At 54.1% G+C, this 25,912-nt stretch carries 26 protein-coding genes; 8 read left to right on the top strand and 18 right to left on the bottom strand.

What is annotated here, in order from left to right:
• Window positions 1-63 precede the first annotated feature (63 nt).
• Window positions 64-999, top strand: coding sequence for a LysR family transcriptional regulator (locus AAIE03_RS22515; protein ID WP_336708659.1), 936 nt, complete (start codon window positions 64-66; stop codon window positions 997-999).
• A 52-nt stretch (window positions 1,000-1,051) separates the two neighbouring features.
• On the opposite strand, the gene tsr is transcribed toward AAIE03_RS22515, so the two are convergent.
• Window positions 1,052-2,716 (bottom strand): methyl-accepting chemotaxis protein, encoded by a 1,665-nt coding sequence (gene tsr / locus AAIE03_RS22510; RefSeq protein ID WP_336708658.1) that lies wholly within the window; start codon window positions 2,714-2,716, stop codon window positions 1,052-1,054.
• Between the two features lie 213 nt (window positions 2,717-2,929).
• Between tsr and fimW the strand changes: the two genes are divergently transcribed.
• The 4 genes from fimW (at window position 2,930) to fimZ (ending at window position 6,441) form a co-directional block, all read left to right on the top strand.
• On the top strand, window positions 2,930-3,532 hold the full coding sequence (gene fimW, locus AAIE03_RS22505) for a fimbria biosynthesis transcriptional regulator FimW (RefSeq protein WP_008460898.1): 603 nt from the start codon (window positions 2,930-2,932) through the stop codon (window positions 3,530-3,532).
• 207 nt (window positions 3,533-3,739) lie between these two features.
• Window positions 3,740-4,495, top strand: coding sequence for an EAL domain-containing protein (locus AAIE03_RS22500; RefSeq protein ID WP_498563238.1), 756 nt, complete (start codon window positions 3,740-3,742; stop codon window positions 4,493-4,495).
• Window positions 4,496-4,515: 20 nt separating this feature from the next.
• Window positions 4,516-5,244: a DNA-binding response regulator gene (locus AAIE03_RS22495; RefSeq protein ID WP_498563237.1), complete on the top strand. Its 729-nt coding sequence runs from the start codon at window positions 4,516-4,518 to the stop codon at window positions 5,242-5,244.
• 564 nt (window positions 5,245-5,808) lie between these two features.
• Entirely contained in the window at window positions 5,809-6,441 is a 633-nt protein-coding gene (gene fimZ, locus AAIE03_RS22490; protein WP_008460895.1) for a fimbria biosynthesis transcriptional regulator FimZ, read from the top strand.
• A 75-nt stretch (window positions 6,442-6,516) separates the two neighbouring features.
• On the opposite strand, the gene sfmF is transcribed toward fimZ, so the two are convergent.
• The 6 genes from sfmF to fimA form a co-directional block, all read right to left on the bottom strand.
• The gene (gene sfmF, locus AAIE03_RS22485; protein ID WP_008460892.1) at window positions 6,517-7,038 is read right to left on the bottom strand and encodes a fimbria assembly protein; all 522 of its coding nucleotides are present in this window, start codon (window positions 7,036-7,038) and stop codon (window positions 6,517-6,519) included.
• A gap of 9 nt (window positions 7,039-7,047) precedes the next feature.
• On the bottom strand, window positions 7,048-8,052 hold the full coding sequence (gene fimH, locus AAIE03_RS22480; RefSeq protein ID WP_166995169.1) for a type 1 fimbria D-mannose specific adhesin FimH: 1,005 nt from the start codon (window positions 8,050-8,052) through the stop codon (window positions 7,048-7,050).
• Window positions 8,053-8,079: 27 nt separating this feature from the next.
• Complete coding sequence (locus AAIE03_RS22475) at window positions 8,080-10,674, bottom strand: fimbrial biogenesis usher protein (protein WP_336708653.1); 2,595 nt, start codon at window positions 10,672-10,674, stop codon at window positions 8,080-8,082.
• 31 nt (window positions 10,675-10,705) lie between these two features.
• Window positions 10,706-11,401: a type 1 fimbria chaperone FimC gene (fimC, locus tag AAIE03_RS22470; RefSeq protein WP_498563246.1), complete on the bottom strand. Its 696-nt coding sequence runs from the start codon at window positions 11,399-11,401 to the stop codon at window positions 10,706-10,708.
• Window positions 11,402-11,445: 44 nt separating this feature from the next.
• On the bottom strand, window positions 11,446-11,991 hold the full coding sequence (gene fimI, locus AAIE03_RS22465; RefSeq protein WP_008460884.1) for a type 1 fimbrial protein subunit FimI: 546 nt from the start codon (window positions 11,989-11,991) through the stop codon (window positions 11,446-11,448).
• A 78-nt stretch (window positions 11,992-12,069) separates the two neighbouring features.
• On the bottom strand, window positions 12,070-12,624 hold the full coding sequence (fimA, locus tag AAIE03_RS22460; protein ID WP_008460883.1) for a type 1 fimbrial major subunit FimA: 555 nt from the start codon (window positions 12,622-12,624) through the stop codon (window positions 12,070-12,072).
• 588 nt (window positions 12,625-13,212) lie between these two features.
• Between fimA and nepI the strand changes: the two genes are divergently transcribed.
• Window positions 13,213-14,394, top strand: coding sequence for a purine ribonucleoside efflux pump NepI (gene nepI, locus AAIE03_RS22455; protein ID WP_166995166.1), 1,182 nt, complete (start codon window positions 13,213-13,215; stop codon window positions 14,392-14,394).
• Window positions 14,395-14,446: 52 nt separating this feature from the next.
• On the opposite strand, the gene AAIE03_RS22450 is transcribed toward nepI, so the two are convergent.
• From AAIE03_RS22450 to AAIE03_RS22405, 10 genes are all read right to left on the bottom strand, one after another.
• On the bottom strand, window positions 14,447-14,854 hold the full coding sequence (locus AAIE03_RS22450) for a type II toxin-antitoxin system HicB family antitoxin (RefSeq protein WP_008460879.1): 408 nt from the start codon (window positions 14,852-14,854) through the stop codon (window positions 14,447-14,449).
• Between the two features lie 41 nt (window positions 14,855-14,895).
• On the bottom strand, window positions 14,896-15,057 hold the full coding sequence (locus tag AAIE03_RS22445) for a type II toxin-antitoxin system HicA family toxin (RefSeq protein ID WP_336708739.1): 162 nt from the start codon (window positions 15,055-15,057) through the stop codon (window positions 14,896-14,898).
• Between the two features lie 100 nt (window positions 15,058-15,157).
• Complete coding sequence (gene tauD, locus AAIE03_RS22440; RefSeq protein ID WP_166995164.1) at window positions 15,158-16,006, bottom strand: taurine dioxygenase; 849 nt, start codon at window positions 16,004-16,006, stop codon at window positions 15,158-15,160.
• Window positions 16,003-16,830 carry a taurine ABC transporter permease TauC gene (gene tauC, locus AAIE03_RS22435; RefSeq protein WP_166995162.1) on the bottom strand — a complete coding sequence of 276 codons (828 nt, stop codon included), beginning with the start codon at window positions 16,828-16,830 and terminating at the stop codon, window positions 16,003-16,005. Before tauC ends, tauD begins: the two co-directional genes overlap by 4 nt.
• The gene (tauB, locus tag AAIE03_RS22430) at window positions 16,827-17,594 is read right to left on the bottom strand and encodes a taurine ABC transporter ATP-binding subunit (protein WP_008460871.1); all 768 of its coding nucleotides are present in this window, start codon (window positions 17,592-17,594) and stop codon (window positions 16,827-16,829) included. The genes tauC and tauB overlap by 4 nt, the downstream gene beginning before the upstream one ends.
• A 15-nt stretch (window positions 17,595-17,609) precedes the next feature.
• On the bottom strand, window positions 17,610-18,584 hold the full coding sequence (gene tauA, locus AAIE03_RS22425; protein WP_336708648.1) for a taurine ABC transporter substrate-binding protein: 975 nt from the start codon (window positions 18,582-18,584) through the stop codon (window positions 17,610-17,612).
• 174 nt (window positions 18,585-18,758) lie between these two features.
• Entirely contained in the window at window positions 18,759-20,210 is a 1,452-nt protein-coding gene (gene murP, locus AAIE03_RS22420; RefSeq protein WP_336708646.1) for a PTS N-acetylmuramic acid transporter subunit IIBC, read from the bottom strand.
• A gap of 2 nt (window positions 20,211-20,212) precedes the next feature.
• A complete protein-coding gene (gene murQ / locus AAIE03_RS22415; RefSeq protein WP_336708644.1) occupies window positions 20,213-21,121 on the bottom strand; it encodes an N-acetylmuramic acid 6-phosphate etherase in 909 nt (302 codons plus the stop codon).
• Window positions 21,122-21,274: 153 nt separating this feature from the next.
• The gene (metC, locus tag AAIE03_RS22410) at window positions 21,275-22,465 is read right to left on the bottom strand and encodes a cystathionine beta-lyase (RefSeq protein WP_336708643.1); all 1,191 of its coding nucleotides are present in this window, start codon (window positions 22,463-22,465) and stop codon (window positions 21,275-21,277) included.
• 42 nt (window positions 22,466-22,507) lie between these two features.
• Window positions 22,508-23,752, bottom strand: a complete 1,245-nt coding sequence (locus AAIE03_RS22405) for a dicarboxylate/amino acid:cation symporter (protein ID WP_498563236.1) — start codon at window positions 23,750-23,752, stop codon at window positions 22,508-22,510.
• Window positions 23,753-23,977: 225 nt separating this feature from the next.
• Between AAIE03_RS22405 and AAIE03_RS22400 the strand changes: the two genes are divergently transcribed.
• Window positions 23,978-24,901, top strand: coding sequence for a LysR family transcriptional regulator (locus AAIE03_RS22400; RefSeq protein WP_336708640.1), 924 nt, complete (start codon window positions 23,978-23,980; stop codon window positions 24,899-24,901).
• Window positions 24,902-25,107: 206 nt separating this feature from the next.
• On the top strand, window positions 25,108-25,365 hold the full coding sequence (locus tag AAIE03_RS22395) for a YjhX family toxin (RefSeq protein WP_336708638.1): 258 nt from the start codon (window positions 25,108-25,110) through the stop codon (window positions 25,363-25,365).
• Between the two features lie 231 nt (window positions 25,366-25,596).
• Here the strand turns inward: AAIE03_RS22395 and AAIE03_RS22390 are convergent, their stop codons facing one another.
• Complete coding sequence (locus tag AAIE03_RS22390; protein WP_071530516.1) at window positions 25,597-25,797, bottom strand: glycogen synthesis protein GlgS; 201 nt, start codon at window positions 25,795-25,797, stop codon at window positions 25,597-25,599.
• Window positions 25,798-25,912 lie beyond the last annotated feature (115 nt).

The raw sequence follows: 25,912 nt of genomic DNA, 5'->3' as shown, positions 1-25,912 counted from the left end.
TATTCTTCGTATCCTGAAAGTGCATTTTTTGCACTATGGCGAAAGCCGATGGCGGAGTGACAAATGAAAATCAAAATAAATCAATTAGATGTATTACTAGAAGTTGCCGCACAGGGCAGCATAGGCAAGGCTGCCCGGGCGCTGCATCTCACTCAACCCGCTATTTCCAAAACCATTCAGGAGCTGGAGACGGAAATCGGCATGCCAATTTTGCAACGCTCATCACGGGGCGTGACGCTAAATGAGTACGGGCAAGTGCTGTTGCGCCATGCCAGGGATATCGATCGCTCGTTACATCAGGCGCGGGATGAAATCGATAATCTGCTCGGAAAAGCCATGCGTCAGCTGCGCATTGGATTTACCTCCGCCGCCTCTTACGGTCCCTTTAGCACCACAATGAGCCAGTACCAGAGCCGCTTTCCCGGCGTGAAGTTAATCGCCATGGAAGGCAGGCCGCTCCAGATTCTGGATGCGCTCGCTAATCAGCGGCTGGATATGGCGGTGATGACCAGTGCCAGCGGAACGCCCATCGGCACGTTTTACCAGGAAACGCTCTACGCCCTCAGCAACACCATTATTGCCGGCGAGCATCATCCCGTCACCCACACCACCACGCTGAAAAGCCTGATGCAATTTCCCTGGCTGGACTGGGATGAGCCGGGAGAGCACTCTATTCTGGGCCAGGTCTTCCGCCGCTATAACCTGCCGCTACCGCCGACGATTGTGCACTGCTCCTCGCCGTGGATTATGGCGCGCATGATGGAACAGGCGCCCATTGTTAGCATGTGGACTTCGGTCAGGCTTCGCTTTCCTGGCTATGAAAAAAACCTTCGGCCACTGACGCTTAAAGAAGTGCTGCCGGCAACCAGCGTGAACATCGTTTGCCCCAGTATAGGGCGGCTGTCCACCGCAGGGACGACCTTTATGGAAATGCTGAGGATCAATTCGCGCGACTGGCTTCAGGACAGCGACGCGCTGGAAATGGTAGCGAGGATATAAAAAAGGCGGACAGCATTGAGCTACCCGCCTTGTTGTTCCTATACAGCTCGAATCAGAAGGTTTCCCAGTTATCGTCAGACGTAGCAGCCACGGCTTTACGCGGGGCAGTCGTCGTCGCGACAGCCTTCGGCGCAGCGGCCTGGGCTTTGGCCTGGCGTTCCTGAGCGATACGGAATACGGAAACGGACTGCGTGAGCCTGCTGGCCTGTTCTTCCAGCGCAGCGGCGGCGGCGGCAGACTCTTCCACCAGCGCGGCGTTCTGCTGGGTCACACGGTCCATTTCTGCAACCGCTAATCCAACCTGATCGATCCCGCGGCTTTGCTCGTCAGAAGCAGAGGCAATCTCGCCCATGATATCGGTCACGCGGGTCACCGCATTAACGATTTCCCCCATGGTTTCCCCGGCGCTTTCAACCAGCGTTGAGCCGGTATCCACCTTGCTAACCGAATCCTCAATCAGGGTTTTGATCTCTTTCGCGGCCTGCGCGCTACGCTGCGCCAGATTACGCACTTCCCCGGCTACCACGGCAAAACCACGTCCCTGCTCACCCGCACGGGCAGCTTCAACGGCGGCGTTAAGAGCCAGGATGTTGGTCTGGAAGGCGATGCCGTCAATGACGCTAATAATGTCAGCAATTTTCTGCGAACTGCCGGCAATTTCGCTCATGGTATGCACCACATTGTCTACGACTTTACCGCCGCGCTGCGCGGTTTCAGAGGCGCTTAGCGCCAGCTGGCTAGCCTGACGGGCGTTTTCAGCATTCTGTTTAACCGTGGCAGTCAGCTGCTCCATGCTCGCGGCCGTTTCCTCAAGCGAAGCCGCCTGTTGTTCGGTACGAGAAGAGAGATCGTTATTGCCGATGGAAATCTCGCTGGCGCCGCTATAAATGGCGTTCGCGCCGTTGCGAACCTCACCCACGGTAATCACCAGCTCGTTTTGCATATGGCGCAGATTCTCGGCCAGCTGCCCCATTTCGTTGGTGCCTTCCACGTCGATTTTGCGCACCAGATCGCCGCTGGCGATGTGGCGAATGCTTTCGATCAGGCGATTCAGCGGAGAGATAAGCGTGGTGCGGATCCCCTGCCAGACCACAAGGATCACCACCAGCACCACAATCAGGACACCAATCAGGATCCAAATCGCCATGCTGTAGGAGCTGTTGCTGCTGTCGACCGCTTCCTGATAAAGGTGGTCGTTTTGCTGCAGATAGTTAACGTATTGCTTCTCAAAGCCATCCTGATACCCCTGGGTTGGCTGATCGAAGAATTCATTAATTTTCCCCGCGCCAAGCAGTTGAATCAGCTCTGCCAGCGCACCGTGATAAATATCGTAGTTGCGCTTAATTTCTTGTGCGGCCGCGTCGCTTTGGCGTGGATCGCGCGGTAAAGCTTCATAAGCCGCCCACTCAACCTCAGCCTGTTTCAGCGAAGTGCTGGCAATCGCCATCAGTTCTTCAACGGTTGCACCGCTGCCAATTTTATTGGCATCCATCATGTAGCGAATACCGGCGCGGTTCAGGGTGTTACGGGTCTGCAACAGCGCGACCCAGCTGCCGTTCAGCGTTGACTGCTGCTGACGAATGGTTTGTAGAACGGTGAAATTTTCTTTGTCCTGCTTCAGCGCATTGAAGAACAATCCGCCGGAAGCTATCTGCAAAATGCCAAACAGCCCCAGGACGACCAGTAAGCTTGTAACGATTTTGATACGGTTTAACATTGCTTCTCATTCCCTGTAAGACAAGTCTTAATCATCGGCGTAACAGCAGAAAACTTTACCCAAAGCGTTTTTTTGCCGTTTTTTCTGCTACTCCCAGGAAATGGCCTGGCAATAATTCATCCTCCACACCTGCGGGGTTAAGTCGTAACACATTCATAATCCGAGTTTTTTTCACTATCATTTTTTTAATAGTCAACCAGCCCGGAGGAAGGCATGCTTACCGTTGCTATCTGTGAAAGAAATAGCCATTTTGCCAATGGCATTAAAATTATTATCCAGCAGCTCTGCCGTCAGTTTAGCGAGACTTATCATTTCCTACCGTTGGCGCACCAGGACGTCGCCGATCTGGTTTTTTTCGCGCTAGACGACAACTGGTCAACCGCCAACTGCTACAAAATACCGCAGACGACGCGCCATCAGCGGGTGATCCTCATCTGCAAAAAGCAGGATCAGGAGAACCTGATGTTTCGTCCCTGCCTGTATATGCTGCCGTCTATCTACCGTGAGGATGAGGTCGAAGATGTCAGGCTCAAACTGGCCCCCTGGATAGATCCAGAACGGCGCAAAAAAAACACCCTGCCCGTGCCTACGTCTATTTGCCACTACTGCACAACGCGGCATTTCAACATGCAGGAGCGTGAATTACTGAAGCTAATGGCCTGTGGTTACTCGCTGATTGACGCGGCTTTTATTATGCATATTGATGAAAATACTGCGCGGGATAAACGACTGTCGATTATGAAAAAACTTAATATCAAGAGCCAATATAAACTCATGAATTATATCAAACTCAACCTGCCGTTCTTGCTGGATTGAATTATTTAATTAAGTATTTTCTTATTATGCCAGGGAATTACTCTTAATTATAAAAAAAACGCGCCCCTCACTCTTCAGGGTTGCGAATTTTCGCAACCTGGAATAAGCCATCCCCGGTATTCACTCATTCGAGGCGCTGAGAGAATACGCTCAGAAAAATCTCCAAATTTGCTGAAAGCACACCACCTCTTCCTCTCAGGGCATTGATTGCTCAGCAATTCAGTTATAGCTGTCACAATTAGCGACAAAATAATGATAAATATTTCTAGAGATAACAATTTATTATCTGTTGACCAGCATATTTCCGGTTTCCGTCTGGAACCGATTGTTAATTTATTTAGCGGACACGTTATTAGCCACGAAGTACTCAGCCAGCTCGCCGCGCCATCACGCGATTCCGAGGTTTTTTTTGCAAACCTGTCGGCAGCCGACAGCGTGGCGCTTTTTTGCCGTCAGGCCAACCTGCTGAAGTCCCGACAGGCATCCGGTAGCTTCTTCCTTAACCTTCCCATTATGGCGCTGATTGACGAGCGGCTATTCGCCCGGCTGCTTGATGTTTGTGAATCATGGATAACAATTGAGATACAGGATGCTCCACTTTTTGATACGTGCTCCAGGCGGCATCAGCTTTGCCTGCGGGAGCGAATTAAGCTGTTACAGCAACAAAGGATATCGGTATGGCTGGATGACCTTACCGAGGGCTGTATTGAAAGCTTCCACCGCTACGCCATTGATGTCGGCGGAGTAAAAATTGATAAGCAAGCATTCTGGACGCTCGGTAAAAATCCCAGGGCACTTCAACGCCTGGTCGCACGGTGCGCGGACATTTCACCTCACATTATCATTGAAGGTATCGAAGACACACATCATCTCGAGCTCGCTCTCCAGTCAGGTGCCAGCTTCGGGCAAGGCTATTTATGGCCGCATAAACGCTGGCTGCTCTCTGATACCTTGTCATTGTGAGCAGGCTTATGTGCGCAGCTATGAGGCGAAATAAACACCGTCGTACCAGGACTGATTATCTTCTAAACCCCGCCAACTCCACCGCGCCACTTTTTTTTGATCGACTCGAATATATTCAACAGCAATTGATTGGGGGGCAAAAACCAAAGAAGCCCGACGCCATCCTCGTTTCTGCCGACAATTTCCTCAGCAGCGCAATCACCGGCACGCTTTTCCATCGCCTTAACATTCCCGTGCTCTCTTCGCTGGATGACGTTATCGCGCATCAGGTGCACTCTCCCGTACCGCGACTGATCGTCGACCTCGACAGCCTGGAGATCCCCACACTTGACGTTTTGAAGGCCATTCGCCAACAAATTATCACCACGCCGCAACACCAAATCATGCTGCTTAGCGCGCAGCGAAAGCCCGAAATAACACGATTTATTCAGCAAGCCGTTGGCTGCAAGATTGTCCAGCGTCGTCTGCCCCCGGACAAACTGAAACAGGCTTTAAGCCCCGGCGCCCCAGATTTGGCGGCGAGTTACGACACGCAGGTTTTTTCCCTCAGAGAGTGGGCGATTTTACTGGCGCTGAGCCGCGGAGAGTCATTGAAATCAATCGCCCTTTTACTTGAGAAACCCTATCATTACGTCGTTTATCGCTTCAACGTTTTGCTGACCCGACTGGCGCTCGATAACCGCAGTAAATTGCTGCACCTTCTACATGAAATTTCTGTTGCAAATAGCGCACATTGGCTATCGAACTAACCTACTGAGGCATAAGATATTTTAAGAATTTACTTAATTTCAATGTTCAAATTGAGTTAAAAACAAACAAAAAATTAACAATTACAACTATTCCTGGAAGCAATTATTCCGCTATGACGCCATTCAGCACTTTTTGATCCAAAACAAAATAACAACATTCAGAACTAAATGTCATTTTTTCTCCAATAAAAAGTCTTTTAACCCACCTTAACTAAAAAATTAGGTTCGTTAATTCAATTTAGAAAAAGGTCAATTAACTACACAGCATTTCGTATTGACTTAGACTTATTCCAGGAACATCAGACTTTTCCCACAAAAACTGCGCTGTATAATCACCTCATCACATATTTATATTTGCCATGGCATCTATAAGGATTACATGTGAAGTTATTTAGGCAGTCATTCTCCCGCCGACAATAACGAATTTAAAAAGGAAGAGAGTTAAAAAAAACAAGGAGGTTCCCGCATAAAGACCGGCAACCGCCAACTCACTGTTTATCACTTTCGCTGCCATTGACGCTGTGTCAAAGCGATGTTTTTATCAAACAATCGAGGCAAAAAAAAATGAAACCGGCATCCGTAATCATTATGGACGAGCATCCTATTGTCAGAATGTCGATAGAAGTTCTCCTCCAGAAAAATAAAGATATTAATGTTGTTTTAAAAACAGATGATGGTCGGGAAGTTATCGACTATATGCGCGCGAATCCAGTCGATCTGGTGATTCTTGACGTTGAACTCCCCAACACAGATGGCTTTACATTACTTAAAAGAATCAAAGGATTACAGGAAAAAACCAAAATCCTTTTCCTGTCGTCAAAATCAGAGTCGTTTTACGCAGGGCGCGCTATTCAGGCCGGCGCCAACGGATTTGTGAGCAAACGTAAGGAACAGGAAGATATATTTAACGCGGTTGAAATGTTGCTTTCTGGCTACTCCTTTTTCCCTTCGGAAACGCTGCATTTTATCAGCAGCCATAAATCACGCCGGGGAACGATGGACGATATGCCGTTATCCAACCGCGAAATCACAGTCTTGCGTTATTTGGCAAACGGTCTGTCGAATAAAGAGATTGCCGAACAGCTATTACTGAGTAACAAGACCATTAGCGCACATAAAGCTAATATATTCTCTAAACTCGGACTCACTTCCATTGTCGAGCTGATTGACTATGCCAAGGTGCATGAACTGCTATAAAGGACCATTACGCACCGGAAGCGGAAATACCGGGAAGACTCCTCCCGGTTATTTTCTGGAACCATTAACGATGCTTTAATTGTAGTTAATCAGAAACGTCGCATCCGCATTGGCCAGCCCGGCATCCGCGTTGTCCGCCGTGGCAATATAGTTTGCCCAAAACTTGAGCGTCACATCGCCGTTGGCATCAACCGGCATCGTTTTACTGGCATCATTCAACAACAATCGGGACTTATCCTCATTCAGTAGCTCAATGGCCACATTTTTCGCCGTACTGGCAGCGTTTAGCGCCAGCAGTCCCGTGCCGGTACTCTTGCCATTAAAGGTGATAGAGGCGGTACCGCTCGGCGGGCAGCCGGTTAGCTTCAGGTTAAACGGCATTGCCTGAGTTGTGCTCCCGGCGGTGCGCAGCTGTTTGGTCGGCCACGAGCCAAGCTTCACCGTCTTATTGTCCCCGCCCGTCTCCACGACACAGGTGTAATCCACGATTGTTCCATGCAGCTCAACGTTGATTTCCCCCAGCGGCGAAGCCGCTTTCACTGAGGGCACGCAGAGTATCGGGACCAGCGCCAGCGCGCTCAGGATAAACTTGTTCATCAGGTCCCCTTAGTCGAAATCAACGCGCAGATAGCCACGAGCCGTGAACGGCCCTTCCTTCGGCTTAACGCCCGTCACGCTGACCGGCCAGGCGCGAATTCCCACCCGGGCCGCAGCGGCATCATCAAGCTGGAAATTAATCTTGCTGCCAAGGTTGTTTGGCGTCAGCGGCGTACCGCTGGCGTTCGCCACGATAAAGCCCAGATCGCTGTTATCGGATATCATCATATTGCCGCTGCTTTTCTCAGCCTCAAGGCGCAGCGTGAGGTAAGCCTGGGCATCGATATTAGTGCATTTGATGCCGACCGTTTTACTTTGCGGCGTCACGCTTTGCGGGCGGTTACCGGCTCCGGCCTGGCTGAATAACGATGCCCCGATGCTGCCAAAATCAAACTCCACCACCTGCCCGGCGTTGATTTCGCAGGTCTGCGGGACTTCAACTTTGCCGCTGTAGCTGATGGTGTAAACGACCGTATCTAACGGGTCCGCAGAGGTGGTCGTTACGTAGACCCGGAACATCGTCTGGCGTGGAATCGGCACCATGTTAATAAAACGGCGGGTGACTTTAAGGCGAAACACCAGCTTCGAATCCTGTACGCCAAAAGGCTGCTGCTTAGAGACGTTCGGGTGGCTCCCCATTTGAATATAATTGCGCGGCGGGTAGAACGTACCAGCATAGCTGTCGGTGATCTGCATCGCCCCGTTAAGATAATCATTAATCTTCAGGTACTGATAACTGCCCACCACTTCCTGAACCGGCAGCTCCGTCTTGTAGCTTCGCATCGTCGTGTTCCCGATCGTGCCGGCCGGGCATTTGGCATTTACCCCGACCCACTGCGTTTTTTCCGCCAGGGTAACGACTTGCCCAACGTTGTTATTGCTGCTGTTAAATTTGTCCGACAGGTCATAAGAGACATCGGTGACGGTGCCGCTGGAGTTGTAGCACACCGTTGCGGCAGCAGGACCTGCGCAGGCCAGCAGCAAGCCACCCGCGATAACATTGCTCAGTTTCATTTTCATCTTCCTGAATCTCTCCGCACGCTATGAACAGGTGGCGGTTGCCATGACGATAGCCTGTTTCAGGCTCTCTTCCGGCAGGGAATAGTTGGCGCGGCACTGGGAACCCTTCCCGTCGCCCCACTGGATCAGCAATTTGCCCTTCAGCGGCAGGCCGCTGAGGTAAATCTGCCCGTCGTCACCGGCCATGCTGGTCACACCGCTTTGCTCTTCCCGCACCACGGAACCAAACGGCACCGGGCGGTCGCCGCGTTTAACGGTGAGGATGGCGCGCACGCCAATTCGGGCATCGAAGGTGGCGCGGACCAGGGCACCCTCCGTCGGCACTACGCTGCTGACGTTGTTTTCAATGTCGGTGTGGTTGTCCATTGTGTTGGTGTCGAGCGCTACGCGGTTGTAGCGGTAAACCGTGGCATACGGCATAACGGCATAGCCACGCCAGTCGGTTTTCACCCCGGTCTGGTTTTCAATGCTGACGCCGGAAGCGCCCGGCGCTTTAATCAACACGTTGGTGTCGCCCAGCGGCTGGCTGAAGGTCACCCCGTCCGCATGGCCGACCACGCCGCCGGAAGCCTGCCAGTTGAAGTCATGCTGGTTGCGGTCATAGTTGTAGCCCAGGCCAAGCGTGCCGTACGTGGCCTGCCAGTTGGCAGTGGCGCTGCCGGAATAGCCGTTATTGCTGGTATGCCCCTGACTCACGCTGTAGTTCAGGTTGCGACCTTCCAGCAGCGTGCCGCCGACCCCGGATTGCCAGCTATTTTTGCCGTCAGAGCTGCGGCTTGTGGCCATCGTGGCGTAGGCACGATCCAGCGCCGTATCGCGCGAATAACCGTGCCCAAGCAGCGTGCTAAACGGAATCGAAAGGTTGAAGGCGACAATCCGGTTGGTGTCTGCCAGGCCGAGCGACTTACTCCACGACCAGGAAAGCGAGTAGCTGATCCCGCGCCAGCCGCTGGAGTACCCCAGCTGGTACCAGGTGTTGTCCTGATCGGTTCCCCAGTAAGTTTGCTGGCTGCCGGAAACATAGACCGAGCCGTAATCCCCCAGAGACTGGGAGATATTGACCTGAAATCGGCCCTTTTTGTTGTAGCGCAGGTTGTGATAGCTGGTCGCCACCAGCTCCTGCCGGTTGCTGTCATTGTTTTGCCACTCGTACTGGTAGCCTTCCATATTCCGGTAGGCCACATCATCCAGAGTGTAAAAACCGCGCGTGGAGTAGCGATAGCCCAGCAGCTGGAAGTTAGTTCCGTAGCCGCTCAGGGATTTGGCGTACAGGAAGCGCAGCGACTGCCCCTGATGATCGCTGTCATCCGCCAGCTTGCTGCGCGCATGGGTAAGATCGAGCGAAATCGCCCCCCAGTCACCGAGGTTTTTCCCGGCACCTAACGCAACGGCGGTATAGCGTTCTGCCAGCTGTGTCCCACCATAGGCGGTGTAGCCGTTCGGCAGACCGGCAATCAACGTACCCTGAGTAAAGAACGGCTTATCCTGCTGGTTATTCCCGCTGCGGAAATCCCCCATCACCACATCATATTTAAATCGGCCTTCACGCTGCAGCATCGGCACGGTGGAATAAGGCACGGAGTATTTCTGCACAGAGCCGTCTTTCTCCTCTACCGTAACCTCTAAGTCACCGCTTGAAGAGGTCGGGTTAAGGTCGCTGATGGCAAACGCGCCCGGAGAGACATAACTCTGATAAATCACGTAGCCGTTCTGGCGGACAACAATCTTGGCGTTGGTGCGGGCAATCCCGCGCACGGTTGGCGCGTAGCCCTGCAGGCTGTCCGGGTACATGCTGTCGGAAGAATAGAGGCGCGCCCCACGAAACCCGAGGCTGTCGAACACATCGCTGCCGGTGTTGCTGTCGCCCATGACCAGCTCGCCCTTGAGCGGGATAATCGTGCGCTGCAGCGTGGTACTGATATTCTGCCATTGATTCTGGTGGTGGCCATCGCCGCTGGTGTAGTTCCAGGCCCCGTTATTGCGCAGGCGCCACGGGCCCAGATTCAGGCCGCTTTGCAGGTTCAGATAGTAGCTGTCGTTGTAAGTGCCGCGGTTGCCGGTGAAGGTGTAGTTCAGCAGCGCCGCCGGGATCCCTTCATCCCACTGATCCGGTGGAATGTAACCGCGGGCGCTGTTGATTAAAGAGGCCTGTGGCAGGCTAATATCCAGTCGCAGACGCGAAAAGTCATAGCTCATTTCAGCGCCTGGCACGGCCGTAATCACGGGGACGCACTCCCCGGACTTATATTTCGCCAGCTCAGGATACGCCAGCATATTCAGCCCGAGCCGCTTGAGCCAGTCGACGTCGAGGCAGGCCGTCAGCCCGCCGGACTTCACGGCTTCAGAAGCAGGGACTTTCGATTCCGTCGCCGTAAAATGCACGTCTTCGGTGGCAACAAATTCATCGTTGCGCCAGATGTCCACGCGATAAACGCCCGGCGGCTGGCTGCTGCCTTTTTCGAAGCGAGACAGATCCGCCACCGCCGCGGTATCGTCCGACAAAAATGCCGGGTTGAAATAGCTCTCAGCGGCAGCGAACGCGGGCCAAAATGAGGCCACAATGGTCGCCGCCAGCGGCGCTAGCGTAAACACTTTACGCGAGACTGATCTCTTCATGATTTATCGGCTTCCCTTTGCCCGCCTGGCGTTACTGCATGACACCCGCTTGTGCTTTGGTCACCGCGCCGTAGTCGTTCATAGTCTGGAAGCTCACCGCCCCCTGAACGCCAGACGGTACGGCAACCTGCACGCTATTTTTCGGTGCCACCATGGTGTTAGGCAGTTTTTCACTCCCCATTTTCAGGTTGACCAGTGAAACGTAGTAAGGCGACGGGTTACTGATCTTCAGGTACTGACCGTTGCGCGCGAAGCGAATCTCTTTCAGCGCATCTTCCGGCTGCATCTGCAGATTTTTAGGGCGTACAAACAGTTTGATGCGGGAAAGCACCGCCAGTTGAAGGACGTTTTTTCCCTCAACGCTGTTTTTATCCACGGAAGGAATGGCCTTCACGTTCATCCAGAAAATAGACTCGCGATCCGTCGGTAACGCCGGCCCGGCATAGATAATACGCAGCGTGTTTTCGCTTTTTGGCTCACTGACAAACAGCGGCGGCGTAACCACAAAACTTTTCTCTTTCTGGCCGAGATCGTTCTCGATCCATGAGTTCACCAGGAAGCGCTCTTTCGGATCGCTGTTGGTGATGGCCAGCGAAGTTTGTTTCGCGTCGGCCGGATAAATAACGCGCGTAGCGCCCAGGGCAATACCGCCCGCAGCCTGCGCATTAAAAGTCATCATCATTAAAGAGAGCATCAGTGCCGAAGCGGCTTTATATAATTTGTTCATCACGACAGGTACCATCAAAATAGCCAGAATGGAAAAGCAGAGGTTCAGGGATAAACCAGCGTGAACCAGACGTCAGAGCGAATATTTCCGGGCGACATATGCTTAGAAACCGCGCGATAACGGGCAGTAAAATGAAAACTCATTTCCTGCGTAGTTATTTCCGAATAAGACGCCGGTTCGCTATTGGGAATAATCAGCTGCTGCTGTTGGTCGAATAATGCGAGGCCAATGCCGCTGCTGGCGTCATTGCCACTTACGCTGGACGTGGCCAGAAAGACCAGAGGATCTTCCGCAGGAGTAGATCCCTGAAACGCGATGCCCACATGGTCATAAACCTCCGGGCGACAGTCCGTCAGCCGAAGGGTAAAAGGGATGCTGGGCGGCGCGTAGCTGCCAACATCTTTAAATACGTTGCTCGGGTACTGGCCCATTTGCACCGTCATTTCCTGACTTTCAGGTGCGACGGCGCAGGCGCCGTTAACCAGCTCACCCTGCATATGCACTTCCCCACCGTGGATAACCACAATGCGCTTTGCCTGAACGGGATTCACCGCAGCCAGCATCGCCAGGAGCAGGATTTTCCTTATCATCATCGTCCTCTCTGGACTCGCGTCGGACAAGCCTCATCCGTGAGGCTGAATCATCCCTGTGCTCTCAGCCGTGGCTGATTATTCGTATTTCATAACGAAAGTTGCGTCCGCGTTCGCAGCACCGGCAGTCGCGGTGGCAGCGGTTGCTTTATAGCGAGCGGTGAACGGAATGGTGTTCTCACCGTCGTTCAGAGTCTGAGCGGTAGAGAAGGTAGAACCGTTCGGAGACAGGGTCTTAGAGGTACGATCCAGGATCTCGATACCCACGCCTTTCGCGGTGGTTGCATTCCCGCTGGAGTTTACCGCCAGCAGCGTTGGGTCGGTCGCATCAGTCTGGCCGGTGAATGCCACAGAAGCGGTGGCCGCCACGGTGCTATCGCAATCGGTCAGAACGATGTTGAATGGGATCTGGGAAGAGGTATCGCCCACTTTGGTGAAAGCGGCGGTACGGTACTGGCCCAGTTTAACGATCTGGCCGTCGGACTGAGTGCTTACCGCACAAGCGGCGTTAACCAGCTCGCCCTGGAAGTGCACGGTCCCGCCATTAACGGTAACAGGATCTGCTGCGTTAGCGGCGCTGCTGACCAGAGCAACGGTTGCGATCAGAGAAGAGGCGATTTTGCTTAATTTCATGGGTATTCCTTCATATATAAAACGCACATCGGAGTCAGGCATCCTTCATGACTCCGTTTGAATCATCATCGGTCTTAAATGACCGCATAACGCATTCCCCACATCCTGTGGGAATTCCTTAGAATGCTCAGTGGTTTCATTAGAATTAAAGACAAACGTTTCCCCAGCACATAATTTAATGTGCCGTATAAAGTTATCTTTAATAATTCAAGATGAAATTTTTATATATTCGTGATGGGCTACGAAGTATGGCTAAATTAAGCTAAATTTTATTTAAGTAATAGATACCAATTCTTTATGTTGCATAAGCTCAGTCTTAATAACGCCTAAGAAATGACCAGGTAAACCTTTCGGGAAAATGATTCTGGAGAGATAAAAGCCTCGTTAATTTAGGGGGTTATATTATTCTCTTAGCCCCAGAAAATTGTTCGTTTTTTGTTAAATTTGTTTATTTTTTGTTTGATTCAGATAAAGGGATCTTGAACGCCTGCCGCGCAATACTGAGTGAAGTTGCCAAAAGGTTAAAGACGTTGCGCAAGCGGTGATACACTGGAAGGCTTGCCCCAAACTTTGACCCAGGACTTCAGGATGAATGAAACCGCCCCCCATACCATTCCGGCAACCTCAGTAACACGCCCCAACTGGTCGGCAGTCTTTGCCATCGCGTTTTGCGTGGCCTGCCTGATTACCGTTGAGTTTTTGCCGGTTAGCCTGCTGACGCCGATGGCGCAGGAACTGAATATCTCCGAAGGCCTTGCCGGGCAGTCGGTCACGGTCACCGCCTTTGTGGCGATGTTTGCCAGCCTGTTTGTCACCAACCTGATTGGATCGACCGATCGCCGCCGCGTGGTGCTGCTTTTTGCCGTGCTGCTCACCGCCTCCTGCCTGCTGGTTTCGTTCGCGGGCAACTTCTCTCTGCTGCTGCTTGGTCGCGCCTGTCTTGGGCTGGCATTGGGCGGGTTCTGGGCAATGTCGGCCTCGCTGACCATGCGCCTTGTGCCCGCGCGCACGGTGCCTAAGGCGCTGTCCGTTATCTTCGGAGCCGTCTCGATTGCGCTAGTGATTGCCGCCCCGCTGGGCAGCTTCCTCGGGGGGATCATCGGCTGGCGCAACGTCTTTAACGCCGCCGCCCTGATGGGCGTCGCCTGTATTATCTGGGTCTGGAAAGCGCTGCCTTCTCTGCCAGGGGAAGCGGCGCACCAGAAGCAAAACATGTTTGGCCTGCTCAAACGCCCGGGCGTGCTGGCGGGTATGCTGGCAATTTTCATGGCGTTCGCCGGGCAGTTCTCGTTCTTTACCTATATTCGCCCGGTTTATATGACCCTGGCGGGCTTTGACGTGGACGGCCTGACGCTGGTGCTGCTGAGCTTCGGTATTGCCAGCTTCGTCGGCACCTCTCTTTCCGCCCCGATCCTGAAACGATCGCTCAAGCTGGCCCTGGCCTGCGCGCCATTAATTCTCGCTATCAGCGCGGCGATACTGGTGCTGTGGGGGACGAACAAAGCCGTGGCATCGGTGATTGCTATTGTCTGGGGGCTGGCCTTTGCCCTCGTACCGGTCGGCTGGTCAACGTGGATCACCCGCTCGCTGGCAGATCAGGCGGAAAAAGCCGGGTCAATTCAGGTGGCCGTAATTCAACTGGCCAACACCTGCGGGGCGGCAATAGGCGGCCTCGCGCTGGATAACCTCGGCCTGCTGGCCCCGCTTATCTTGTCCGGCAGCCTGATGCTGCTGACAGCGGTGCTGGTTACGGTGAAGGTGCGGGCTTAAGTTGTAAAAACAACAAGGCCCGCACCTGGCGGGCCATATTCGTGATGAGAAGCTACAGGCGTTTAGTTAATTCACGGCGAGCCAGCTCTGCTAAAAAACCACTTCGGCTGGCGTACTCCCTATTACCACTGACATAGCTATCGATTCTCGCCAGCAAGGATTGTGGCAACGTAATATTCAATTTTACCGATTTACCTTCGTACCGGGTAATATCGATATCAACAAATCCCCAAACGCCCCCCTGGCAACTCTCATCATTTTTATGATCGTTAATCGTCAGAGCAACAGGCACCGCTCTGCCTTTCTCGCTTTGATATTCCAGATGAGCATTAATCGCGCCATGGGCGTCATCGATAGCCTCATCGATGGTGTCTCCGGCGAAATAGCAGCCTTCAATATCCGGCACAAACCCTGACCAGCTTCCACTTTCGGCCTGGTGCAAATACACAGGATATTTCATACGTTCCTCTCTCCTGAAAGCGCTACTCGTTGGCACGCCACTTATTCATTTCTCACCCAGTTGCTTAAGAATTTTATGCAACGTTCCGGGGCCAAATCCTTGGTTGGGTGGGGTACCACGACAGGGTTTGCCTCACCTTCTTTTTCAAAAATGTGGTGGCTGCCTCTGGTACGCACGTGTAGCCATCCCAACTTTTTCAACATCCTTATCAGCTCTGCACTTGTCATTCCTTCATCCATGAAGTGAAATTTGGTGGTTATAATAACCACCAAAAGAGCGAATATCAATCACACCTTCGGATGCTCAGCCGCGCCAGAAAGGCTTATCCCCGAGGATTGTCGCGCGGTGCATGATACGGCGAGCCGGGAGATAATCGGCGTTGGCGTAATGCTGCGTCACGCGGTTGTCCCAGATGGCAATATCGTTTTGCTGCCAGCGCCAGCGTACCTGGAACTCTGGTTTGGTGATGTGGGCAAACAGGAAGCCCAGCAGCGTCTCGCTCTCTTTTTCTGTCAGGTTAACAATGCGCGTGGTAAAGCCTTCGTTGACGAAAAGCGCCTGCTTGCCGCTGACCGGATGCGTGCGAATCACAGGATGGCGCAGCGGCGGGTTCTTCGCCACGGCTTCGCGCCAGCGCTGGTGTTCGACTTCGCTGTGGGCGTACTTATACTCCTGGAACGATTTACGGAAATCGTGCTCGGCCTCGAGCCCGGACAACAGCTTTTTAAACGGCTCGGACAGCGCCTCATAAGCGGCAATCCCGCTGGTCCACAGCGTATCGCCGCCGGTTTCCGGCAGCTGCTTCGCCGCCAGAATCGCTCCGGCAGGCGGCGTTTCAATAAAGGTCACGTCGGTGTGCCAGTTGTCGTTATCCGGCGGATTATCGTTGTGGGTATCCAGCACGATAATTTCTTCCACGCCTTCGGCATGCGGGTAAACCGGGTGAATATGCAGATCGCCGAAACGCAGAGCCAGCGCGCGCTGCTGCTCGGGCGTAATTTCCTGCTCGCGGAAGAACAGCACCTGATGGCGGATCAGCGCGTGGTAAATCTGCTCGAACTGGTTGTCGCTCAGGCCGCGCGTTAAATCCACGCCGTCAACCTGCGCCCCGATATACGGCCCCAACGGCTTAATGTTCACTTTTTCACTCATTGCCCTTCTCCATGCCACGGGGTCAGGCGGCGCTGTAGCGCCCGTAGCCCCAGTTCTAAACAAAATGCGATGACGGCAATGACGCCGATCCCGGCCAGCACCACGTCGGTCGCCAGAAACTCACCGGCGGACTGCACCATAAAGCCCAGCCCGCGCGTGGCGGCGATAAGCTCTGCGGCCACCAGCGTGGACCAGCCCACGCCCAGCCCAATGCGAAATCCGGTCAGAATTTCCGGCAGCGCGCCCGGCAAAATCACATGCCAGATAACCTGCCAGCGAGATGCCCCGAGCGCCTGAGCCGCACGAATGCGTACCTGCTTCGCGCTGCGCACGCCCGCCATGGTGGACATGGCCACCGGCGCAAAAATCGCCAGGTAAATCAGCAGGATTTTGGATGTCTCGCCGATGCCAAACCAAATCACCATCAGCGGTAAATAGGCCAGCGGCGGCACCGGGCGGTAAAGCTCGATCAGCGGATCAAGAATGCCGCGCACGGTGGGACTCAGCCCCATTGCAATGCCCACCGGGATGCCTATCAACACCGCAGCGGCAAGCGCGGTAAGAATGCGCCCCAGGCTCGCGGCCAGATGCTGCCAAAGCGTGGCGTCCATAAAGCCCTGCGGCCCGGCGATGGTGATAAGCTTCGCCAGCACCTGCCCCGGTGGCGGCAGAAACAGCGGGCTTATCCAATGCTGCGCCGCCACCCACCACCACAGCAGCACCAACGCCACCAGCGTGGTTGCGCTCAGGGTAAGCTGACGCGAAAACGGCCAGCGCAAGGCAAGCCTGCGGCGCACGGGTTTGTCCGGAATCACTATGCTCATAAGAAGCCCTCCCGCTGATCGAACACGCGGCTCAGCACGTATTCACGTTTGGCGATAAATTCTGGATCGGATTTGATGCTTCGGCACGGCTCTCCGGCGGCAAAGCGACGGCCAAAATCAAGCTGAAGCCGCTCCAGTACGCGGCCAGGGCCTGGCGAGAGCAAGACCAGTTCCGTCGCCAGAAAGACCGCCTCTTCAATGTCGTGGGTGATCAGCAGCACCTGCCGACGGCTTTCGTGCCACAGCTTCAGCAGTAGAGTTTGCATCTGCTCGCGGGTAAAGGCATCCAGCGCACCAAACGGCTCGTCCAGCAACAAAAGCTGGGGCTTCGTCGCCAGCGCCCGGGCAATGCCCACCCGCTGCCGCTGCCCGCCCGAAAGCTGCCAGATGGCGTTTTTCGCCTTATCTTCCAGTCCAACCTTGCGCAGCATGTCGAGCGCAATCTCTTCCCGCTCGGGCTTAGCCTGCCCGGCAAGCTGCAGTCCGAAGGCCACGTTATGCAGTACCGATCGCCAGGGCAGCAGCCCTTCGTTCTGAAAAACAACCCCGCGCTCGGCGCCAGGGCCTGCAACCGTTTTGCCCTGAAGCGTAATGCTGCCGGAATGATAGGGAACGAAACCGGCGATCAGGTTAAGCAGCGTGGTCTTACCGCAGCCGGAAGGGCCGAGCACCACCAGCAGCTCGCCCTCGTCCACCGTCAGATTAATGTCGTCGAGTACCGGCTTGCCGCCGTACTCCGCGCTGAGATGCGAAACCTGTAGCATCGCCGTGTCTCCTGTTTACTGCGCCAGCGGCTTCACGAAGCGGTCGGTCACAAACTGGCTATAATCGGTGGCGACCGCCGGCACTTTGCCCTGCTCTTTCAGGAAGTGCGCGGTGTCCACGATGGCTTTATTCACCGGGCCGCTAAGCTGCTCAACCTGCTGCTTCGCCGTCAGGTAGGTATTGCCCTTCACCAGCCCCGGGACGTCGTTTTCCGGTACGCCGCTCAGGCGCGAAAGCTTGCTCAGGTTGTCCGGCTGCTGAAGCCAGCCGTCAGGATTGTCGAGGTAGCCTTTCTGAGCCGCAACGGCGCTGCGGGCAAAAGCGGTGACCACATCAGGATGTTTTTCAGCAAAGTCTTTACGTACGACCCAGACGTCAAGCGTCGGGGAGCCCCATTTGCCCACCTGCGCCGAGTCCGTGAGCACGTTGCCGTCTTTTTCCAGCTCGTTCACCGCCGGAGCCCAGACGTAAGCGGCATCGATATCCCCGCGCTGCCACGCGGCAATAATTGCCGGAGGCTGAAGATTTAGAATTTGAACCTGATCCGGCTTGATGCCCCAATGCTTGAGGGAAGCCAGCAGGCTGTAATGGGTAGTAGAAATAAACGGCACGGCGATGCGTTTGCCGATCAGGTCCTGCGGCGTTTTGATGCCTTTTTTGACCACCAGCGCTTCAGAGTTACCGAGCTGGGAGGCCAGGAGGAAGACTTCAATCGGTACGTTTTGGCTGGCGGCAACGGCCAGCGGGCTGGAGCCGATATTGCCGATTTGCACATCGCCCGAGGCGAGCGCACGCACCACGCTCGCGCCGCTGTCGAACTTACGCCATTCCACTTTCGCCCCGCTATCTTTGGCAAAAGCGTCGTCGGCTTGCGCAACTTTGGCGGGTTCGGCGGAGGTTTGGTACGCCACGGTAACGTCCACCGCGTGGGCCTGAGCCGCAATTAGGGCCAGTGCAACCAGCCAGAGTGAGTGTCGTTTTGCTGCCATGATTCTGCTCCTGTCTCGGGGGAGAGAGCAGTATTTCCAACGGCAACGATTCCATAAAAGAATAAAAAATTATCGCTAATGCCTTTCCGTCCTTAGAAAAAAAGTGGGCAAGGTTAGCTGCTGAGCGGGAATAACGCCGCCCGCAGAAGGCGGGCGGGCAAGAGTCATATTAACTTAAGTCAAATCAACGTTCTTACTGCCAAAACACCAGGTCATGATAAACCCGGCCACATAGGCGATAACAATCCCGGCAACGTAAACCGCCATCCCGGCGAAGATCCCCTGATGGGAAGTCATCAGCGGAATCGACACCAAACCTGACGGCCCAAACACCGTATTCAGTCCGACGGGCAGCCCCAGCCAGGCCACCAGCCCGATAAAGAACCCGCCGATGCCGCCACCGATACAGGCGGTAATAAACGGCTTCAGGCGCGGCAGCGTCACGCCGTAAATCAGCGGCTCACCAATGCCCAGCAGGCCGGGAATAATCGCCCCTTTGATTTGCGTACGCAGGACCGAGCCTTTCGGCGAGCGGGCAAACAGAGCCAGCGCCGCGCCCACCTGCCCCGCACCGGCCATCGCCAGAATCGGGAACAGCGAGTTAAAGCCCTGGGCATCCATCAGCGCGAAGTAGACCGGGACAAATCCCTGGTGAATACCAAACACCACGGCAATCAGGAACAGCCCGGCCAGAATCGCCGTGCCGAACGGGTTGCCGTTCAGGTGCATAAACAGCCAGGACATGCCTTTGAACAGCTCGCCGCCGATGGGCATGATCGCCACAAAAGTGATCGCCCCGGTGATCAATAAGGTGATCGTCGAGGTGAGGATCATATCCAGGTTGTCCGGGATCATCCGTCGAACCTGGCGTTCGATCCACGCTCCGAGCATACAGGCCAGCAGCACGCCAATAATGTTGCCGCGCGGGTCGATAGCCAGCCCGAAGAAGGTATCCATCCCGGCGTAGTAGCCCACTTTGCCTTCCGGCACGTAGCGCAGAATAAACAACGAGGCGATGATTGCCCCGTTCACGCCGGTGCCGCCGAAAGCTTTCTGGGTGTTGAAGCCAATCAGAATGCTCAGGAAGGTAAACAGCCCGATGCTGAATACCTTCATATAGGCGATAAGCTGGGTCAGCCAGGCCGCAGGCGCTGTGCCTTCAACGATCAGCGTTTGCTGCAGCAGCGTGGCAATACCCAGCAGCAGCCCGGCGGCGATAAAGCCCGGGATCAGCGGCGTGAAGATGGTGGCAAACTTGGTGAGGAAGTTATGCACCGCGCTGTTCTGCTTCGCCTTCATCTGCTGTTTGTTCTGGCTGGCGAGCGCGGCCAGGTCCGCGCTTTCGCCACGCTCCGGCTCGCTTAAGCCCTCCTGCTTTAACAGGCCATTCATCAGCTCGCTGGCGGTTTGCGCTTTGCCGGGGCCGAGAATAATTTGCAGCTGGTCGTCGCCGTTGACCACGCCCATCACGCCGGGGATTTTCTTCAGGTCGTCGTGCTGAACGAGATCTCTGTTTTTGAGCGTCAGCCTGAGGCGCGTCATGCAGTTGCCGCAGACAAGGATATTGCCGCTGCCGCCCGTCAGGCGCAGGATGTCTGCCATCATCGAGCCGGTGATTTTCGCCATAGCTACCCGTTTAACCCCCGTAATGCTTCACGTATAAAGCCTTGTTTTTTCGCCAGCAGATCGCTTGCCTCTTCGGCTGACAGGCCGCTCAGCAGCATGAAGATCGCCGTTTTGCAGTGGCGGCGGCAGGCGCTAAGCGCCGCTTCGGCCTGCTCCGGGCTGCATTCGGTCGCCGCCACCACAATATTGACCTGGCGCTGGATCAGCTTGGCGTTGGTGGCTTCCACATCCACCATCAGGTTGCCGTAGACTTTGCCGCTGCGAATCATCGACCCGGTAGTGATCATATTCAGGATTAGCTTTTGCGCCGTCCCGGCCTTCATGCGTGAAGAGCCGGTGACGATTTCCGGGCCGACGACCGGTTCAATGGCGATATCCGCCGCCAGGCTCATTTCGCTGCCCGGATTACAGGAGACTGCGGCGACGGTGGCCCCCACGCTTTTTGCATAGGCCATAGCGCCCAGTACGTAAGGCGTGCGCCCGCTGGCGGCAATCCCTACCAGCACGTCACGCGCGCTGAAGTTCAGGTTACGCAGATCCTGCTCACCCATTTCACGGTTGTCTTCGGCGTTTTCTACCGCCTGCAAAATGGCCGGGTGCCCACCGGCAATCAGCCCGACGACCTGCTCACGCGGCGTGCCAAAGGTTGGCGGGCACTCACTTGCATCCAGGATCCCCAGACGGCCGGACGTTCCTGCGCCGCTGTAAATCAGCCTGCCGCCCTGGGCGAAAGCCGCCACCACTTTATCGACAACCTGAGCGACCTGCGGCAGCGTGGCTTCCACCGCCAGCGGCACCTGCTTGTCTTCATTATTAATAACTTTAAGCATCTCTAAGGTGGGCAGAGTGTCGATTTCCGCGCTGGCCGGATTGCGGCCTTCGGTGACCAGTTTGGTTAAGTTAATTTTCATCGGGACATCCGTTATGTGTGTTCTGTTGTGCATAGTATGGAATATTTTATTCCATGTGCGTGAACACAATCACGAATATTTTATTCCAAAACAAAGGAAATAGCAGAATAACTCGGGCGAGAAAGCCGCCCTTGCGGGCGGCAAAAGAGGGAATCAGGCGATGCGGGTAAAACCGGCTTCCAGGTCAGCAATCAGTTCTTCAACGTTTTCCAGGCCAATATGGACTCGCACCAGCGTGCCGCTGAAGTCAACTTTGCCTGCCGGACGAATGTCGTTCAGCTCTTCCGGCTGGTTGGCCAGGATCAGTGACTCAAACCCGCCCCAGGAATACGCCATATGGAACAGCGTAAAATTATCCAGGTAACCCGCAAGCTGCTCGTCCGTCAGGCGCTGTTTTAGCACAAAGGAGAACAGGCCGGAGCTGCCGGAAAAGTCGCGTTCGAAGAACGCATGTCCCGGACATTCAGCCAGCGCGGGATGGTTAACCCGTTCCACCAGCGGATGAGCCGACAGCCAGCGGGCAATCGCGAGGCTGCTTTCCTCATGTTGCTTCAACCTCACCCCCAGCGTGCGCAGGCCACGGGCAGCCATATACGCCGTATCGGCATCCAGCGTCTGGCCCATCAGGTACGAGTTTTCACGCAGGCGATCCCAACAGCGTTCGTTGGCAACCGCCGTCCCCAACATGCCGTCCGAATGGCCGATGGTGTATTTGGTCCCGGCCTGAATCGAGATATCTACACCACAATCCAGCGCACGGAATAGCACCCCGGCGGCCCAGGTATTGTCCAGCATGACAACAATTTCTGGGTTAACGGCGCGAATAGACTTAATCATGCCGGGCACGTCCTGAACCTCCATGGTAATTGAGCTCGGAGACTCAAGGAAAACAACGCGGGTATTCGGCTGGATGAGCTCAGCGATCCCGGCGCCAATCAGCGGATCGTAATACGTTGTTGAGACGTTGAATTTGCTCAGGATCTTGTTGCAGAAATCCTGCGTTGGCTCATAGGCCGCGCCGGTCATCAGGATATGATCTCCGCCGCTGACAAAAGCCAGAATCGCATTGGTGACCGCCGCCGCGCCGCACGGATAAAGCGAGCACCCGGCACCGCCTTCTAACTCCGTCATCGCCTTCTGGAAGGAAAAATGCGTCAGCGTGCCTCTGCGGCCATAGAACAGTTCGCCGTTTGCCCGGTTGGCAGTGGCAAATTTTTTGGCTTTCACGCTGTCAAATACCAGCGAGGACGCGCGCTGGATAACCGCATTTACCGCCCCCTGGGTGTAGCGTTTTTCACGCCCGGCGACGATCAGCTGAGTTTCAAGATGACTTTTCTGTTTCATAAAATTCTCCCGTTATTTCCTGATTCATTCCATTCAGAGGGCTTAGCCAGCGAGGCTGTTTGCGGCCAGCGGAGCGCTGGTTTCCGGTTCACCACGCTTCTTTCCGGCGAAGCGTTCCACGATTTGTGCCGCATTAAGATCGTGGATCACGTTGATGAGCGTGGCCGGTGCATCGGTAATGGTGCCAAGCACCACCAGCAGCGGGATGGCTTCCATCGGCAGCCCCAGCGTCGTGACAATAAAGATCTCCCCGAGGAACGCGCCGCCCGGCACGCCGCCAACGATGATGGCCGACAGCACGGCAATCAGCATCGCGAGGAAGAAGGTTTCGCTGGTAAATGGCAGGCCAAGAACTGAATAGATAAAGACGATTTTCAACGCGGCAATCATCGCCACGCCGCCTTTATTGAGGTTCACCAGCAGCGGAATCGAGACATCGACGATTTCAGGGTTGATGCCCATAGCCTTGCCCGCACGCAGCGTAACCGGCAGAGTACCGAGCGAAGAGCAGGTGCCCAGCGCGGTCGCGGAAGGTTCAATCGCGTGTTTCCAGAACGCTTTTACTGCCGGAAGCCCGCCGCCAATCCACGAATAGAAAATGGAGCCAAGCACGTAATAGATAAGCGTTGCCGCCATAAATAATCCGATGGCTCGAGCGAAGGTCATCAGCAGCGAAGCATCCTGGCTCGCCATGGTTGCAGCGAAGTAGCAGCCCAGGCCGACAGGTGCCACCTTCATGATAATAGAGACAATTTTCATGATAACGGTATTGGCGTCCTGCAGCAGAGCGGCGATGCGTTTACCCGCATCCGCCGACTGACCAATCGCTACACCGGCGATAATCGCAATCACGATCAGCGCCAGGATGTTCGACTTGGAGAACAACCCGACAAAGTCGCTGGTGGTCACCATGCTGACAAAATCCATCTCCCCTGAGCCGCCTTTCACCGAATGGGAAAGATCGATGGTCACGCCATGTGCCGGGTTGTACCAAAGCGCCAGCAGCACAATGCCTGCGGCGGGAATAAGCGCCATGGCGATGGAAACAATAAAAATAACCACCATGATGCGGCCTAACCGTTTAAGGTCGGTCATGCCGGCAATAGATGACATCACGCTGACGCCAACCAGCGGCACAATAATCACAAACAACAGGTTGAGGAATATTTGCCCGACAGGTTGTAATTTAATGGCGTAAGTTGGGGCATAAATACCCAGCAAGCCGCCGACAATGAGAGCAAATAAAAGAACAAAAGATGATTTGTAAGGTTCGAGGCGTGTCCACATAAAGGATACCTTCTCAATAAAAGTAATAATAACTGGGACGAAAATCACAATTACCAACTGCTGTAATTAAATCCCCGGACTTTTGTGATGAAAATCACTAATAATGTATAAAATTCATTTTCCAACTTATTTATTTACTACAGCGCAATAGTTACACTTTTGAAATTGGATTGGTATGGGGAATTAATACCGTTTCCTCAAATCACTTGTGAATAAAAGGAAAAAATGAGCGCGCCAATTTCACTCAAGCATCTCGAGGTATTCGTCAAAATTATCGATTGCGGCGGGCTGTCTGAAGCGGCGGCACAGCTCAGCGTGTCGCCTTCGGCGGTGAGCAAGAGCCTGGCGGCGCTGGAGGATTTACTGGGCACAACGCTTATCAAAAGAACGACCCGCAGCATCACGCTAACCGATGCGGGGCAATATTTGTTTAACCGCGCTAATAAGTTAATTAAAGAATTCGACGACACGCTAAATACCACATCAAGCTATTACAACAATCCGCAGGGTGAATTGCGCATCACCTGTTCTATTGCGTTTGGCTACGCCAGGCTGGTCAACCTTGTTGATAAATACCGGGCGAACTTCCCCGATGTGAATCTTTATATTGATCTCAACGATAACTTTATTAATCTTAATGAATCCGACTTCGATATCGCCCTGCGAATATCCACCTCTCCGCCGCAAAATTACGCCATGCGCAAACTGGCTCCAGTTCGCTGGGCTTACTGTGCCACCGCAGACTACCTCAGCAAGAAAGGGATGCCGGGCAAACGCACGGATCTGGTCACGCACGACTGCCTGGTTTACCCAGGGCTGACACCGCAGATTAAAACTACAGACGAGCACGAACGGCAGCACCTGGTAAAAATGCGTACGCCAATCCAGGCCAACAGCAGCCTGGTACTGCTTAAATCCGTACTGGAAAATCAGGGCGTCGCCTACCTGCCCACCTATCTGATTGGCGACCATATTCAAAAGGATGAACTAACCCCGCTGCTGCTGGACGGCATCATCACTTACGAAACCCATGCGCTGTACGCCCTCTATTTCCCGAGCAAATACAGCAATCCTAAGGTCAGGTCGTTTATTGATTTCCTTGTGGGGGAGCTTTCGCCGCAGCCAGCGTGGGACAACTGGATCCCTTAATTATTTCCCTTTAGTTTTTCTGTGTTATTATCCGCCCGTTGTTTCTACCGAACTTACTCAGAGGCTTGATGCTGGAGAATGTCATCATCTGATAATCAGTGCCCCGCCTGTCACAGGCCGGACTGATTATCACTGCGCTTAACTCTTATGCGAACACACGCGTTGTGTTGGCACGTTTTGCACATGATGATAAAAGGTTTTTCAGCATGAATTTATCCCGTCAGGAACAGCGTACCCTTCACATTTTAGCGAAAGGGGGACGCATCGTTCACACTCGCGACTCGTCAGGCCGCGTCACCGCCGTTGAATGTTACTCCCGCGAAGGGTTACTGCTTAGCGACTGCACGCTGGCCGTGTTCAAAAAGCTCAGAACCAAGAAGCTGATTAAATCCAGCAACGGGCTGCCATACCGGATCAACACCAGCGGGTTGAACAACGTTCGCGCCCAGCCGGATAACAGGTAATTGACGAGAGTCTGGATGAAACAGGCGTTTTGAAGGGCTAAAACAGATAACGGGCCATCTGGCCCGTCGAGACTGATGACAAAGCTCATGCGGATAAAGTTCTGCAATCTGTTACCTGAAAATAAACTGGAGAATCAATCCATTGATTTTCGGCTGCTCGCCACAAAGAAGGAAAAACCACGCTTTTTCCTTCTTTGTCTGCAACTTTAACGGGCCGCATGGCCCGTTATTTCAATGTTCGAGCTCGGCGGCCCGGAATTCTTCTTCGCAATACTGGTTGAAGCGTTCGCAGAACCACGTTTTCTGCTCACGGCTCATGTTGCCTGTCACGGCCTGGAGATTCACCTGCTGCCCCGAAGCCTGCATATGCGCGAAGCTGCGCGCCAGAAAATCAAAATTCTTTACTGCCTGTAGATCTCTGTTCATCAGCATATCCCTCTGTGAGTTAACTTTTGGGTAAGTCATATGCTTCTGGTTTCAGTATCGACCCGCCGACGATTATTTTTTGAACAATGAATGCGCTTTTGGGATTTCTCCCTGCGATATA

Source organism: Pantoea sp. Ae19-2 (assembly GCF_059801205.1).
This window is presented reverse-complemented; position numbering and strand designations above follow the sequence as displayed.

Coding starts and splice junctions, on each gene's coding strand:
- AAIE03_RS22515 (WP_336708659.1), top strand. CDS start 64: ATGAAAATCAAAATAAATCAATTAGATGTATTACTAGAAGTTGCCGCA.
- tsr (WP_336708658.1), bottom strand. CDS start 2,716: ATGTTAAACCGTATCAAAATCGTTACAAGCTTACTGGTCGTCCTGGGG.
- fimW (WP_008460898.1), top strand. CDS start 2,930: ATGCTTACCGTTGCTATCTGTGAAAGAAATAGCCATTTTGCCAATGGC.
- AAIE03_RS22495 (WP_498563237.1), top strand. CDS start 4,516: ATGAGGCGAAATAAACACCGTCGTACCAGGACTGATTATCTTCTAAAC.
- fimZ (WP_008460895.1), top strand. CDS start 5,809: ATGAAACCGGCATCCGTAATCATTATGGACGAGCATCCTATTGTCAGA.
- sfmF (WP_008460892.1), bottom strand. CDS start 7,038: ATGAACAAGTTTATCCTGAGCGCGCTGGCGCTGGTCCCGATACTCTGC.
- fimH (WP_166995169.1), bottom strand. CDS start 8,052: ATGAAACTGAGCAATGTTATCGCGGGTGGCTTGCTGCTGGCCTGCGCA.
- AAIE03_RS22475 (WP_336708653.1), bottom strand. CDS start 10,674: ATGAAGAGATCAGTCTCGCGTAAAGTGTTTACGCTAGCGCCGCTGGCG.
- fimC (WP_498563246.1), bottom strand. CDS start 11,401: ATGAACAAATTATATAAAGCCGCTTCGGCACTGATGCTCTCTTTAATG.
- fimI (WP_008460884.1), bottom strand. CDS start 11,991: ATGATAAGGAAAATCCTGCTCCTGGCGATGCTGGCTGCGGTGAATCCC.
- fimA (WP_008460883.1), bottom strand. CDS start 12,624: ATGAAATTAAGCAAAATCGCCTCTTCTCTGATCGCAACCGTTGCTCTG.
- nepI (WP_166995166.1), top strand. CDS start 13,213: ATGAATGAAACCGCCCCCCATACCATTCCGGCAACCTCAGTAACACGC.
- AAIE03_RS22450 (WP_008460879.1), bottom strand. CDS start 14,854: ATGAAATATCCTGTGTATTTGCACCAGGCCGAAAGTGGAAGCTGGTCA.
- AAIE03_RS22445 (WP_336708739.1), bottom strand. CDS start 15,057: ATGTTGAAAAAGTTGGGATGGCTACACGTGCGTACCAGAGGCAGCCAC.
- tauD (WP_166995164.1), bottom strand. CDS start 16,006: ATGAGTGAAAAAGTGAACATTAAGCCGTTGGGGCCGTATATCGGGGCG.
- tauC (WP_166995162.1), bottom strand. CDS start 16,830: ATGAGCATAGTGATTCCGGACAAACCCGTGCGCCGCAGGCTTGCCTTG.
- tauB (WP_008460871.1), bottom strand. CDS start 17,594: ATGCTACAGGTTTCGCATCTCAGCGCGGAGTACGGCGGCAAGCCGGTA.
- tauA (WP_336708648.1), bottom strand. CDS start 18,584: ATGGCAGCAAAACGACACTCACTCTGGCTGGTTGCACTGGCCCTAATT.
- murP (WP_336708646.1), bottom strand. CDS start 20,210: ATGGCGAAAATCACCGGCTCGATGATGGCAGACATCCTGCGCCTGACG.
- murQ (WP_336708644.1), bottom strand. CDS start 21,121: ATGAAAATTAACTTAACCAAACTGGTCACCGAAGGCCGCAATCCGGCC.
- metC (WP_336708643.1), bottom strand. CDS start 22,465: ATGAAACAGAAAAGTCATCTTGAAACTCAGCTGATCGTCGCCGGGCGT.
- AAIE03_RS22405 (WP_498563236.1), bottom strand. CDS start 23,752: ATGTGGACACGCCTCGAACCTTACAAATCATCTTTTGTTCTTTTATTT.
- AAIE03_RS22400 (WP_336708640.1), top strand. CDS start 23,978: ATGAGCGCGCCAATTTCACTCAAGCATCTCGAGGTATTCGTCAAAATT.
- AAIE03_RS22395 (WP_336708638.1), top strand. CDS start 25,108: ATGAATTTATCCCGTCAGGAACAGCGTACCCTTCACATTTTAGCGAAA.
- AAIE03_RS22390 (WP_071530516.1), bottom strand. CDS start 25,797: ATGCTGATGAACAGAGATCTACAGGCAGTAAAGAATTTTGATTTTCTG.